The organism is Phycisphaerae bacterium (genome assembly GCA_035275405.1).
Taxonomy (GTDB): domain Bacteria; phylum Planctomycetota; class Phycisphaerae; order UBA1845; family UTPLA1; genus DATEMU01.
Genome location: DATEMU010000012.1, coordinates 1 through 13012 on the forward strand (window position 1 = coordinate 1; position 13012 = coordinate 13012).

Annotated in this window: 9 protein-coding genes; 5 read left to right on the top strand and 4 right to left on the bottom strand. The window is 62.8% G+C overall.

Going from position 1 to position 13012, the window contains the following annotated elements:
• Positions 1 to 647 precede the first annotated feature (647 nt).
• The 3 genes from VJZ71_12905 to VJZ71_12915 all read right to left on the bottom strand — a co-directional run bounded on the left by VJZ71_12905 (position 648) and on the right by VJZ71_12915 (position 5440).
• Positions 648 to 881 carry a hypothetical protein gene (locus tag VJZ71_12905; GenBank protein ID HKQ48963.1) on the bottom strand — a complete coding sequence of 78 codons (234 nt, stop codon included), beginning with the start codon at positions 879 to 881 and terminating at the stop codon, positions 648 to 650.
• 71 nt (positions 882 to 952) lie between these two features.
• Positions 953 to 3181, bottom strand: a complete 2229-nt coding sequence (locus VJZ71_12910; protein ID HKQ48964.1) for a dockerin type I repeat-containing protein — start codon at positions 3179 to 3181, stop codon at positions 953 to 955.
• 159 nt (positions 3182 to 3340) lie between these two features.
• Complete coding sequence (locus VJZ71_12915) at positions 3341 to 5440, bottom strand: cation-translocating P-type ATPase (GenBank protein HKQ48965.1); 2100 nt, start codon at positions 5438 to 5440, stop codon at positions 3341 to 3343.
• Between the two features lie 497 nt (positions 5441 to 5937).
• On the opposite strand from VJZ71_12915, the gene VJZ71_12920 reads away from it, so the two are divergent.
• The 5 genes from VJZ71_12920 (at position 5938) to VJZ71_12940 (ending at position 11321) form a co-directional block, all read left to right on the top strand.
• Positions 5938 to 8151: an FAD-dependent oxidoreductase gene (locus tag VJZ71_12920; GenBank protein ID HKQ48966.1), complete on the top strand. Its 2214-nt coding sequence runs from the start codon at positions 5938 to 5940 to the stop codon at positions 8149 to 8151.
• Positions 8152 to 8168: 17 nt separating this feature from the next.
• Positions 8169 to 9341, top strand: coding sequence for a pyruvate ferredoxin oxidoreductase (gene porA, locus VJZ71_12925; GenBank protein ID HKQ48967.1), 1173 nt, complete (start codon positions 8169 to 8171; stop codon positions 9339 to 9341).
• Positions 9338 to 10264, top strand: a complete 927-nt coding sequence (locus tag VJZ71_12930; GenBank protein HKQ48968.1) for a thiamine pyrophosphate-dependent enzyme — start codon at positions 9338 to 9340, stop codon at positions 10262 to 10264. The genes porA and VJZ71_12930 overlap by 4 nt, the downstream gene beginning before the upstream one ends.
• Before the next feature lie 179 nt (positions 10265 to 10443).
• Positions 10444 to 10884 carry a hypothetical protein gene (locus tag VJZ71_12935; GenBank protein ID HKQ48969.1) on the top strand — a complete coding sequence of 147 codons (441 nt, stop codon included), beginning with the start codon at positions 10444 to 10446 and terminating at the stop codon, positions 10882 to 10884.
• Positions 10881 to 11321: a hypothetical protein gene (locus tag VJZ71_12940; GenBank protein HKQ48970.1), complete on the top strand. Its 441-nt coding sequence runs from the start codon at positions 10881 to 10883 to the stop codon at positions 11319 to 11321. Before VJZ71_12935 ends, VJZ71_12940 begins: the two co-directional genes overlap by 4 nt.
• 6 nt (positions 11322 to 11327) lie before the next feature.
• On the opposite strand, the gene VJZ71_12945 is transcribed toward VJZ71_12940, so the two are convergent.
• Positions 11328 to 12986, bottom strand: coding sequence for a sodium:solute symporter (locus VJZ71_12945; protein HKQ48971.1), 1659 nt, complete (start codon positions 12984 to 12986; stop codon positions 11328 to 11330).
• Positions 12987 to 13012: the final 26 nt, after the last annotated feature.

Sequence of the window (13012 nt, forward strand, 5' to 3'; positions counted from 1 at the left end):
CGGAGGCGCATTCTATCGCTGATACGCATCGAATCTTCACAGGCTTCACCAAAGCATCCGCCGCGTAACTCACAGCCGAGCGGCGACGGGCCGCTGAAGGCGGCCGCGCTCGGCTGTGAGTTACGGCGGAAAGGGTATCAGGTGGAACAGGCCGGAACAGCCGCGGGCGGAATGGCTTGCTGTGTCCGGTTGTGTGATTGAAGTTACCCATCTTAACACCGGCGACGCTGCGGTTTGGCTGAAATGGCCTTCGCAACCTGAAGAATACTGAACTTCCCAGAACAACATCCTCACAGACCGTCGGGCGCGAGGCATCAAGGCCGGCGCGGGAAATCTCCGAGGCCGCGCATGTCGGGCTATGGACCGCAGCACGCCGCTCGCCATCTTTTTCTTTCCTACCCCAGCCTTGCTCAGCGCTCCCTCTGAAACAGAGCAGTTGAGCAGGGGAACAGGGGAGCAGGGGAGCAGAAGAAAGAGGAGCCGGAAAGGCTTGAGGCCTGAGGCTGGAGGCTGGAGGGGAGAATCTCACGCAGAGGCGCCGAGGCGCGGAGGGACGGAAAAGCCATCAGGGTTGGATACCGTCGTCGGTGATCAGGGGCTTGGGATCAGGGTAGCCGGGTTGGATGCTGGGGGCGGGGACGGGAGCGTTACTGTTCAACGACGACCAAGTGCGCGGCGAAGGGGGAAATGTCGGCCGGGCCTGCCGCGCCGTCGCCATCGAGATCGGCGACGATGCGGCTGCGGAAACCGGCCTGAGCGGGCTGGAGGATCACGTCGATGAAGGGCTGGATGTCCAGGCCGTTGAGGAGACCGTCGGCGTTGAGGTCGCCGAGATCTCCGGGCATCGGGGCGGGCGCAACGATGGCAATCCCTGTGTGCATGGCAGGAGTTTTCGTTATTCGCCGTCGGACTAGTCGCTACGACAAGTTCCTGATAACTACGGAGGGAGTAGTTAGGGCGCCAAGAACGTCTCGATGAAATCGGCAATGTCATCGCCATCTACCTTGGGCGTGCCGTCGGCGTTCACGTCCGCATTCGCATTGGCGGTGTAGGATTCGCAGGTGGTAAGGCCCTCGGGCTGCAATAACGCATCTGCGAAATGAGCCATGTCGACGAGGTCGATGTTTCCATCGCAGTTCATGTCCCCCCGGTCACAGTTCGGACCCCAGCGAGACCAGTTAGACGATGTCATGCCCCCTGCCGTTGAAAACCCACCAGCAGCAATCAACTCGCCGTTGTATTCTCCGAGTGCGTAGACGGTTGGGCTCTGGTCGCCGATTCCGAGCCCCATCGATTGCCATGTAGTACCGTTCCAGCGTGCAATTCGGCTTGCGGGCGACCCATTGGCTGAGGTAAAGGAGCCTGCAGCAAAAAGTTCGCCGTTGTATACACGTAATGCCCTAACCGTATTATTCAGGCCCGCCCCTAGGGATTGCCACGCGGCGCCACTCCATCGCGCAATATTAGTCGCTGGCACTCCACCGGCCATTGTGAACAACCCTCCCGCAATCAATTCACCGTTATACACTGCTAACGCCTGCACATTGCCTGTGATCCCGTCGGCGAGCGGTTGCCAGTTTTCGCCGTCCCAACTAGCAATCTTGTTGGTGGTGGTGCCACTGGCGGTCGTAAACTCTCCGGCAACGATCAAGTTGGCTCCATACACGGTTAACGCATGGACCCAGCCGTTCGTTCCACTTCCCAGTGCCTGCCAGGCCGTGCCATTCCAGCGCGCCACGTTGGCGGCCGAAATACCACCGGCCGTTACAAAATCCCCGCCCGCGATCAGTTCTCCGTCGTAGATTGCCAATGCGGAAACGCCCCAACCCCCGCCCATTCCAGTTCCAAGGGGCGCCCAAGCTTCGCCATCCCAACTTGCAATATTATTTGCGGTCACTCCACCGGCGGACCCAAAGAACCCCCCGACAAACAACTCGTCGTTGAAGGCGATTGACGCGTTTACGTGATCGTCGGTGTTCATTCCTGTCGCCTGCCAGTACGAACCATTCCAGCGCACGGTTGGATCGACAAAATCTCCACTGGCTCCCAGGGGGCTTCCCGCCGCAATCAACTCGCCGTGAAACACAGTTAAGGTCCTAAGAAGCTGGCCTCTGCCCGTACCAAGAGATTCCCACGTCTGGCCATTCCATTGGGCGATAAGATTTACCTCCAGGCCGTTCGCTGTGAAGAACCACCCTCCGGCAACCAACTCACCATCATAAATAGTCAACGCGGTCACATGACCATAATTGGGATCGGTGCCCGCTCCCAGTGCATGCCAGGTGACACCATCCCATCGCGCGATATTACTACACGCTACGCTACCAGCCCCCGCAAATGTACCGCCTATGACCAGGTCGCCTTCGTGCTGCGTCAACGAGTAAACTGACTCTTCCGATCCATAAACTCCGCCGCCAAGCGCTTGCCATGTCGTGCCGTCCCATTGATAGACGCCTACAAACGCCCATCCGCCGATGAGTTCCCCGTTATACACGCTTAGCGCGCGGGCCAATCCGTTGCCTATCATGTGCCAGTTCGCACCATCCCAACGATAAACCCCATCATTTCCGCCGGTGATCAACTCGCCGTTAAAGACAGTCAAAGCGTAATAATCCGACAAACCCGCAGCAGGGAACGATTGCCAGTTAGAACCATTCCAGCGAGCGATACTTTCGGCGGGTATTCCCCCTGCCGTCGAGAAAGTGCCGGCCGCAATGAGTTCAGCGTTGTGTAAGACCAACGCGCGGACCGTTCCATTGATTCCGTTTCCCAACGGCTGCCAGGTTGTTCCATTCCATCGCGCAATCCCATTGGCAGAGACGCCTCCGGCATTCGTGAAGCTGCCGGCTGCGATAAGTTCGCCATTGTAAACGGCCAACGCACGAACCGAAGCATTCATTCCGGTTCCCAGCGTAAGCCAGCCCGATCCGTCCCAAGCCGCAATATTCTTTACCGGAATGTCGCCCGCAAAATCCAAAAGGCCGCCGACGACTAGAAGCTCGGCTTGCGGCCCCGGACCATCTTGGTCCCAGGTGATAAGTGCGTTAACCGGAAGGGGACTCAGCCCTGGCTTAGGATCGCCCGGCCGCCAGTCGTTGGAACATTGAGCGACGGCGCGCGGGGCAAGTAACGTGCTGGCGACGATGATTCCGAATGCGATTGGCCCGAGCCCGCGCTTCATCGAGGAGCCTCCTGTGCCTATCGACCCGCGACCTCCGAATTACATACCTGCTCCGCGGCCCTCCATCATACCAGAATCCAGGGCAGAAATTCAACGCGACGCGGCGCGTCGGCTAATTGGCTCGGCAGGAGCCCCGCCCTCCCGTGCGCTTGCTGAACACTACGCCAGCGCCGGTTGCGGGGCAGGTTGAGCGGGCGAGGACTGGGCATCGAGGAGTTGCTGGTGTGTCGCGCGTTCTTCGCCGAAGCGGACCAAGCGGGCGGAGTTGAAGACGACGACGAAGCTGGAGGCCGTGTGCAGGATTGCGGCCCAGATGGGCGAGATGATGTCGAAGGCGCCGAGGGCCATGACCGTCACGACGAAGATGACGCCGAAGACGAGATTCTGCACGACGACTTTGCGGGTGGCGCGGCTGAGGCGGACGAGGAAGGGGATGCGCGTAAGGTCGTTGTTGAGCAGGGCGATCGAGGCGGAGTTGATGGCTACGTCGCTGCCGGCGGCGCCCATCGCCACGCCGAGGTCGCCCGCGGCCAGGGCCGGGGCGTCGTTGACGCCGTCGCCGATGACCATGACGCGATGGCCCTGTCGGCGCATCGTCTCGACTAGGTCGAGCTTTTCGTGCGGCAGGCAGTCGGCGCGATATTCGGTGCAGCCCATTTCCGCGGCGACGCGCCGGGCCACGGCCTGGCGATCGCCGGTCAGCATGGCCACGCGCTTCATCCCGATCGCCCGCAATTCCTCGACGGCCTCGCGCGCAGCCGGTCGCGTGCGGTCTTCGAGGGCGATCATGCCCAGCAGACGACCGCCCTGGGAGACGAAAAGCTGGCTCATTCCCTCGGCCTGCTGCGCGGCCTCGCCGAGCGCCGATGTGGAGACGCCGCGCTCGTTCAGAAACGTCTCGCGACCGATGAGCACGTCCTGCCCCCCGACTTTCGCGGCCACGCCCTTGCCCGGCACTTCCTCGAACCGCTCCGGCTTTTCGTAGGCAACGCCCGCTTCGCGTGCGACTTCCATCATCGCCCGGGCGGCCGGGTGATTGCTGTTCTGTTCGGCAGCGGCCGCCGTGCGCAGAAGCTCGACGCCGTCCACGCCCTCCGCAGGGATCAAACGCGTTACCGCCAATTGACCGGTCGTAAGCGTACCAGTCTTGTCGAACACCACGGCGGTCAGTCGTCCGGCACTCTCGAGGTGCGCGACGTCTTTAATCAAGATACCGAGCCGTGCGGCGCAGGAGAGACCGGCGACCATCGCCGTCGGCGTGGCCATGATGAGGGCGCAGGGGCAACTGGCGACGAGCATGGAGATTGCGCGTTGGAGGCCGTTGGCGTCCTTGGTGAAGAAAAGCACGAGGGCCGCGAGCATTAAGACCGCGGGGGTGTACCAGATTACGTAGCGATCGATGAGGCGCATGATCGGGATGCGGGTCCGCTCGGCCCGAAGGATCAGGTTCTGCACCTGGCCCAGCGTCGTTTCTCCGCCGACCTTCGTGACTTCGATTTCCATCGCCCCGGTCAGGTTCATCGTGCCCGAAAAGACGGGATCGCCCGCGCGCTTATCCACGGGCAGCGACTCGCCGGTGATGTTCGCTTGATTAACAGTGGAATCGCCGACAAGGACCTTTCCGTCCGCGGGGATGCCATCGCCGGGGCGGACGCGTACGCGCTGACCGGGCTGAAGCGAAGTTGCAGCGACTTCCTGTTCGCCCGTCGGCGTGATAAGGCGTGCCTTCTTCGGCGTAAGCTTCACTAATTCTTCTATGCTCGCCCGCGCGCCGATGGCCGTTCGGGTCTCGATCAGTTCGGAGAGCAGCAGGAAAAAGGCGATGACACCGGCGGCGCGATAGTCCTGCGCCGCGAAGGCGGCGACGATGGCCAGGGCGACAAGTTCGTCCATGTGCATGTCGCCGCGGATCAAATTGCCGATGGCGTGCCAGATGATCCGCATGCCCAAAAGAAGGGCCCCGATCGCCGCGACGAGGTCCATGTGGAATTGGTAGAGATAGTCCTTCTGAATCTCGGTGACGCCCTCGGCGTTCGTGACGGCGGTCTCCGTCACGGGGCTGTAGGCCTCGACGTAGTAGCTTGTGAGAACCAGGAGTCCGCCGGCCAGGGTGATCCCGAGCCAGAAACCCGCCCACCGCGCCGCCTCGGCGGCCTCACCGTGGCCGTGATGGTGGCCGGCATGATCGTGGAAATGCGAGTGGGCGTGATGGGCGTCTTCCGCCTTCTGAACGCCGAAGAATCCGTGTCCTTGAGCCATGCGTTTGATCTGCTCCTACTGCCGACACAGCCACCCACGGCTGATGACGAAAAGAACCCCTCACTACCGATCCTGATTGCTCCGCGAATGATAGACCCGCACCACGTGACTGCCAAGACCAACCGGGGCGATCGACACGTCGCTCGTGCGGGCTTCGCCGCGGCGCGGCGTGCTTTTTCTACGTCGGGCCGAGCATTGATGTTCGTATCGCGGTGCCCCAGACATTGCGGAAAATTCCGCACAAACGCTGAAAATCCCGCACTCCCCGGCGAGAGTCAACAAACGCGACGAAAACGAGGCCAACCCCGGTAATCTCGATTGGAAAGCGGTATTTAGGCAATCCCGACCGCCCTTTCGCCGGCGCGGCACGTGAATTGCCAGTGGGTACGAACGCGTTGGATCGCTTACGCGCCGCCGAGGGGCCAGTCGGTGTACGGGTGGCAGCTGAAATCCCCCGGCGGCACGGGGGAGTTGGGCCCGCGGCATCAGGGTGTTCGATGGAGCTGACCATTTACGCGCGCGGGGGCCAGGGGGGCGTGACGCTGGCCAAGCTGATCGGCACCTGCTACTTCCTGCGCGGGGAGTACAGCCAGGCGTTCGGCGTGTATGCCGCCGAGCGGTCCGGCGCGCCGCTGCAAGCGTTCGTGCGCATCGACAAGAGCGAGATCACCAATCACAACCAGGTCCGGCATCCAGACCATGTTATCGTCCTGGATCGCACGCTGATCGGGCCCAATATCCTCGCGGGGGCCAAGCGCGAGGGATGGATCATTTTGAACACCCCAGAGCCACTCAAGGCTTTTGAGGACCTGTTCCCCGGGCGGTGCGTTGCCGCCATCGACGCTACCGCGGTCGCTGTCGCCAACAAGCTCGGCACGCGGACCGTGCCGATCGTCAACACGACGATGTTCGGGGCGATTGCCCGGGTCTTCGGGCTCCAGTTCTCGGATGTGGAGGCGACGCTGGCGGAATTGAAATTCGAGGATGCGAACATTCTTGCGGCGCGGTCGGCGTTTGAGGCGGTGGAGCAAGCGCTGCTTCCGGGGGAACTTGTCCATGTAGAGCCCCGCGCGGCCGTGGCCGAGCCCGTTGGGCTGCTCGATGGTCGCGCCGGCGCGGCGCCCACGATCCGGACCGGCGCATGGGCGACGCGGCGACCGGAGCGGCGGCGGCTGGTATCGCCGTGCATGACGACCTGTCCGGCGGGAAACGACATTCAACGGTTTGTCGCGGCGCTTTCGAATGATCGCAAGGACGAGGCGCTGGAGATCCTGCTGGAGACGTCTCCCCTGCCGGGCGTTTGCGGTCGGGTGTGTCCGGCGCCGTGCATGGATTCGTGCAACCGGGACCGGCTCGATGAGCCGGTACAGATTCGCGATCTGGAGCGGTATGCGGCCGATCAAGGGCGGCTGCCCCTGCCGACGCCGGTGTGGCGCGAGGAATCGGTAGCCGTCGTCGGGGCGGGGCCGGCGGGGCTTAGTACGGCCTACCAACTCGCCCGGCTGGGATATCCCGTCACGATCTTCGAAGGCGGCGACGAACTTGGCGGCCTGCTGCGCAGCGGGATTCCTGAATATCGATTGCCGCGTGAAGTCCTCGATCGCGAGATCGACTTCATCCTCCGCCACGGGGTTCAGGCGGTCACGAGTCGATTCATCGATCGCAGCCAATTGCTGGCCTTAACGCTGCGGTTCGATGCCGTGTTTGTCGCTACGGGTCTGCAGGAGATGCGCTCGATGAACCTCGGGCACGTCGACTCCGACATCGTCATGCAGGGGATTGATTTTCTCGATCGAGCGCGGCGCGGGGTCGTATCCCTGGAAGGGCAGCGCGTCGTCGTGATCGGCGGCGGTAATACCGCGATCGACACGGCGCGCTCCGCGTTGCGCGTCGGGGCGCGGCGCGTGCGGGTGCTGTATCGGCGGTCGCGCGACGAGATGCCCGCGATCCCCGAAGAGATCGAAGAGGCACTGGAAGAGCGCGTTTCGCTGGAGGAATTGGTCCTGCCGCTTCGGCTGCGGCGCGATGCGACAGGAGCCATACTCACCTGTACCCGGATGCGGCTCGGGGAGCCCGACGAGACCGGTCGGCCCCAGCCGATCATGGAGACCAGCGAGGATCTGCATTTTGATGTGCCCTGCGATTGTGTCATCCTGGCACTGGGCCAGAGCCCGGACCTTACGATTCTGCCGGAAGGGTCGGAAGTTCACGAGGGTCGAGAGCTGCTGGGCCTTAGCCGGGCGCCCATCTTCGTCGGCGGCGATCTGGCGTCGAATGAAGGGACCGTCGCGGCGGCGATCGGCAGCGGACGTCGGGCGGCGATGCAGATTCATCGGACGCTCGCGGATGAAGAACTGGTGCCCAGTGCGCCGAGACCGGTGGCGACACCGGAGGCCATGCACTGGCACGCTTTTACGCCTGCGCCGGCACATCACGCCGCGCGATTAATGCCCGAGCGGCGTCGGCGGCGTTTCACCGAGATTCGGCGGGGGTTTGAAGGAGCGGCGGGCGACAGCGAGGCGCTGGCCGAAGCAGGCCGCTGCCTGAGTTGCGGTGTGTGCAACGAATGCGATCGCTGTGTGACGTATTGTCCGGAGGGCATTCTTCTGCACGACGCGGATGGGTATCGCTTCAACTACGACTACTGCAAGGGGTGCGGCGTCTGCGCGTCCGAGTGCCCGCGCGGCGTCATTTATTTGTCCGAGCTGTAACTGCCGCGAGGTGATTCATGGCCCGAATGCTCCTGACCGGAAACCACGTGGCGGGCCGCGTCCTGGCGATGGCGGGGGAGGCTAATCGCCATGCGCGCGGGTGCGCAGGCGGGGCGTATCCGATCACGCCGCAGACGGAGATCGTCGAGTTTCTCAGCGGCTTTACGTTCTCCAAGGGGCGGATCGTGCCGGTCGAGTCCGAGCACAGCGCGATGGGCGTTTGCATCGGCGCGTCGCTGGCCGGGGCGCGGGCGTTTACCGCGAGTTCGTCCAACGGTCTGGCGTATATGACGGAGAATGTCTTCGCCGCGGGCTATTACCGCCTGCCGATCGTGATGGCCGCCGTCAATCGGACACTGGGCCCGCCGTGGAACATCTGGGTGGATCAGGGCGACACGCTGGCCTTGCGCGACGCGGCGTGGATTCAATTCTATACCGAGTCGCACCAGGACCTGGCGGACACGATCCTCCTCGCGTTCCGCATCGCTGAAGACCCGCGGATTCTGCTTCCCGTCATGGTGGCGCTGGATGGATTTGTCATTTCGCACACGCAGATGGTCGTGGATCTGCCGACGCAGGAGCAGGTCGATCAGTATCTTCCGCCGTGCAATGTTCCGCATCGCCTTCGGACCGACCACGCGGCTACGGTCGGAGGCCTCACCTGGCCGCGCGAGACGGCGCATCATCGCCGGGAGATCGAGGAGGCGATGCAGCGCGTACCGCAGGTGCTCGACGAAGCCATCGAAGCGTTTCAGCAGGTCTTTGACCGCCGGCCCGATGGCGCGATTGCCACGGCGTTGGCCGATGACGCCGACACCGTTCTTCTCGCGTGCAACACGATGGCCCGGACGCTCCGCGGCGTCATCCGCCATCGCCGCGACATCGGCGAGAAGATCGGCATGATCAAATGCAAATTGTTTCGGCCTTTTCCGCGCCAAGCCATCCGCGACGCCGCCCGATCGGCCTCGCGGATCGGCGTTTTTGATCGCAATCACTCGCCCGGCTCCGGCGGCATCTTCTGGCAGGAGGTCGCCGCGACGCTCCGGGACCGCCCCGATCTCGTGCTGCAGGACTACATCGTCGGTCTCGGCGGCGGCGATGTCACGCCCGAAATCCTCAACCATATCATCGACGACCTGACGAGTCGCAAAGAGGAGACTGAGCCGCAGTGGGAGGAGGTCGCGCTATGACCGCCATCGCCCCAACGCCTTGCACGCAGGACTGCGACGCGCTCCTTCGCGCGGGCAACACCAACTGCGCCGGCTGCGGAATGTCCCTCGGCCTGCAACTGCTCGACCAGGCGCTCGCGGGACGGATGCCCGTCGTCGCCATTCCCGCCTGCTGCGGGATCGTGACGGCCGGCGCCTTCCCGACGAGCGCGTACGGCGCCCCCGTCGCCGCCACGACCTTCGCCAGCGCCCCGGCCGTCGCGACCGGCTTGGCGACCATTGCGCGACTGAACGGCGAGGATCACCCGGTCATCTGCTGGGCGGGCGATGGCGGGACGTATGACATCGGCGTCGCCACGCTCTCGGCCGCCGCCGAACGCAACGAAGACCTGATCTACATCTGCTACGACAACGAAATCTACGGCAATACCGGCGGTCAGCGGTCGAGCGCAACCCCCGAAGGTGTTGCCACCAGCACCAGCCCGCGCGGCAAACAAGAACGCAAGAAAGACATGATGGCCATCATGGCCGCACACCACATTCCCTACGCCGCCACCCTCTCGGTCGCGCACCGCGAGGATTTTATTCGCAAATTAGAGACCGCGCTCAACTTCCGCGGATTCCGATTCCTGCTGATGCTTTCCCCCTGTCCCATCGGCTGGAAATCGGAGCCCGATGAAAGCGTCGAGTTGGTTCGATTCGCAGTCGAGTGCGGTCTCTTTCCTCTCTACGAAGTGTTCGAAGGCGATCGGTACCGCATCAATATCCGCCCGACCAGCGATGGGCTGGAGAAATACACGTCCCGCCAGCGCCGCTACGCCTCGCTATCGACCGACGGGGCGCTGATCCGTCGGCGCATTGCGGCGCAGTGGCGCTATCTTGACCACATGGCTAGGGCGTTTCCGGCCGAGCGCAAAATCAACTCGCAATTCGAAGCGGAATGAGGGTGAAGTAAACCGCCCAGATCCCGAACAGGATGCCGATCAGGGCCATCGTTCCCCGTTACCGGATTCGGGAGCCCGGATTCTTCAGACTACACTTGTGGTAAGGTAGAATCGCGCGAAGATCCGCTTCGGGAAGCAGGCGATTGTACCGTTGAAGCCGCCGGAGGCTGGAGAATTCAATGAGTGATCCGCGCCGCCGGTGGTGGGAGCGCCGCTGGGCCCAAGTGCTGATCGCCCTCGCGGTAGTGGCCCTGTTCTTCAAGCTCTATGCAGGCTGGAACTGGCATGTCCAGCGTCGCGCTGGGCGGGGCGTGACATTCTCGCCGACGAGGGCATATATCGCACACTCGTCGGCCTACGCGTTGCTAATGGATGCCATCGCTCCCTACACCAATCTCCGCAGCCGCCTCGATACGATCATTCCCTACGCACTCTGGCGAGGGAGTTTCGTCCTGTTGACCGTGGGGCCCGCCGCCCTGATCGCCGTATGTACGTTTGCGAAGTTGTCGAAGTGCTATCGAAAGGGTCGCGACGACGGCGAGTCGCACTGTCGGCGGTGTGGCTACATTCTTCGCGGTCTGTCCGAACCACGTTGCTCCGAGTGTGGAGAATGGATATGAACACTGCGTCGCGGCCAACCCGCACCGAGTCCGATCGCTCATACGCCGACGAATGCGGTCGCCATTTCCGCACGTGGCCAGCGTGGCTGAGGATCGCGCTGAGTGCGGCGCTGACCACCCTGCTGGCTTGGCCTCTGGGGGGCTATCTCTGGACGCTGTATGACTTGAAGCCATACGATCCGATCACTAACGCCGATCCCGAGTGCGCGTCCGGCCCGACCGGCGATTGGTTGGATTGGATGGCCGCCCATACATGGCGATGGTCGATCGGCCTGCCCGAAGCTCTCTGTGCCGGGCTGGCCGCGATTGCGATCTACAGCCTGCTCACCCATTGGCGCGGTCCACAGACACCGGTTGAGACCCAGTGCCGCCGCTGCCACGCGGTCTTGCGTGCGCTGCCATCACCGCGTTGCCCCGAATGCGGTGAGTCGATTTGAAGGCTCCTAGTGTGCAATCCGTAGCGGGATGATCACGTAGAACAGCGCCCAGAGGGCCAACAATATGGCGATCAGGGCGATGGTTCCGAGGATCGTCACGCGGCGGCCGAGCCGGGTGCTGTCGGCGATGGCGACGGCGTGGGCGTCCTTCGGCGTCGTTGCGAAAGTCAGCCCGTGGAGCTGCTGGTCGGATTGGGCCGGCGTCGCGAGGCTGACGGCGACAAGCACGGCGACGCAGACGGCGAACATCAGGATGGCGAAGTGCAGGAAGTTCATGGTGATGAGCGGCTCGATCGCGCCGAGCTTCCATCCGCCGACGCTCATCGCCAATTCCAGTAGAAAACGAAGCACCCCGATGACGAATCCGGTGTAGAGGGCCGCGAGCGCGCCCCGTCCGTTGAATCGCTTATAGAAAACGCCGAGCAGGAACACGGCGGCGATCGGAGGGCTGATGTAGGCTTGAATTTTTTGAAGGTACTCGAACAGTTTGCTGCCGCCCAGCCTCTCCAGGAAAGGCACGTAAAGGATGGCGACAACCACCATGACCAGCGTCACGGCGCGGCCGACGTTCACCAATTCGCGTTCGGACGCGCGGGGACGACGGGGCTTGTATAAGTCCATGGTAAAAAGCGTGCCGCACGAGTTGAAACACGCCGCCAATGACGACATGATTGCCGCGAAGAGACCGGCGATGACCAGACCCTTGATCCCGACTGGCAGGAGCATCGTAAGCTGCGGGTAAATCGTGTTCGATTTTTCCACGCCGGGGAAGAGCTTGAGCGCGATGATGCCCGGAAAGACCAGTAGGAACATGGGGAGGATTTTGAGGAACCCCGCCAGGATGGCCCCGCCGCGGGCGTGGTCAACATTCTTCGCGCCCAACGCCCGCTGGACGATGTACTGATCCGTACACCAGTACCAGATTCCGAGAATCGGCAGGCCGAAGATCATCCCCGACCATGGATAATCGGGATGACTGGCCGGCTTGAGCATCGACCAGTGTTCTTTGGGGGCGAAATCGATCAAGGCGGAAAGTCCGCCGACCTTGTCCAGCCCGATCCACGTCAGCGCGACGGCCCCGCCGATCAGCACGAAGGCCTGCATCAGCTCTGTGTAGATGACCGCCGCCAGGCCACCGGCGACGGTGTAAATCCCGGTCGCCACGACGAGCATCAGACTCGATGTATACAAGTCCCAGCCGAAAAGCAGATTGAGGAAGAGAGCCCCGGCGTACAGCGTCACGGCGATCTTCGTGATTACGTAGGAGATCAGGCTAATGACCGTCAGGTAGGTGCGACACTGTCGGTTGTAGCGTCGTTCGAGGAACTCCGGCATGGTGAAGACGCCGCTGCGGATGTAAAACGGGAGAAAGACCCATCCCAGGATCATGCAGGCCACGGCCGCGAAGAGTTCATATTGAGAGACGGCGAATCCGCTGTAATAACCCGCGCCGGCGAGACCGACGAAGTGCTCGGAGGAGATGTTGGCGGCGAACATGGCGCTGCCGACGGCGATCCATCCGGCGTGGCGGCTGGCGAGGAAATAGTCGGTCGTGGTCTTGTTCTTGCGGGCGAAGTAGAAGCCGATCCCCATCACAATAAGGAAATACACGCCGACGAAGATCCAATCGAGACCGGCTAGCTGCTGTTGATCGACGGGTGGCATGGCGAAGCTCCTCGGCGAAAGCCTCA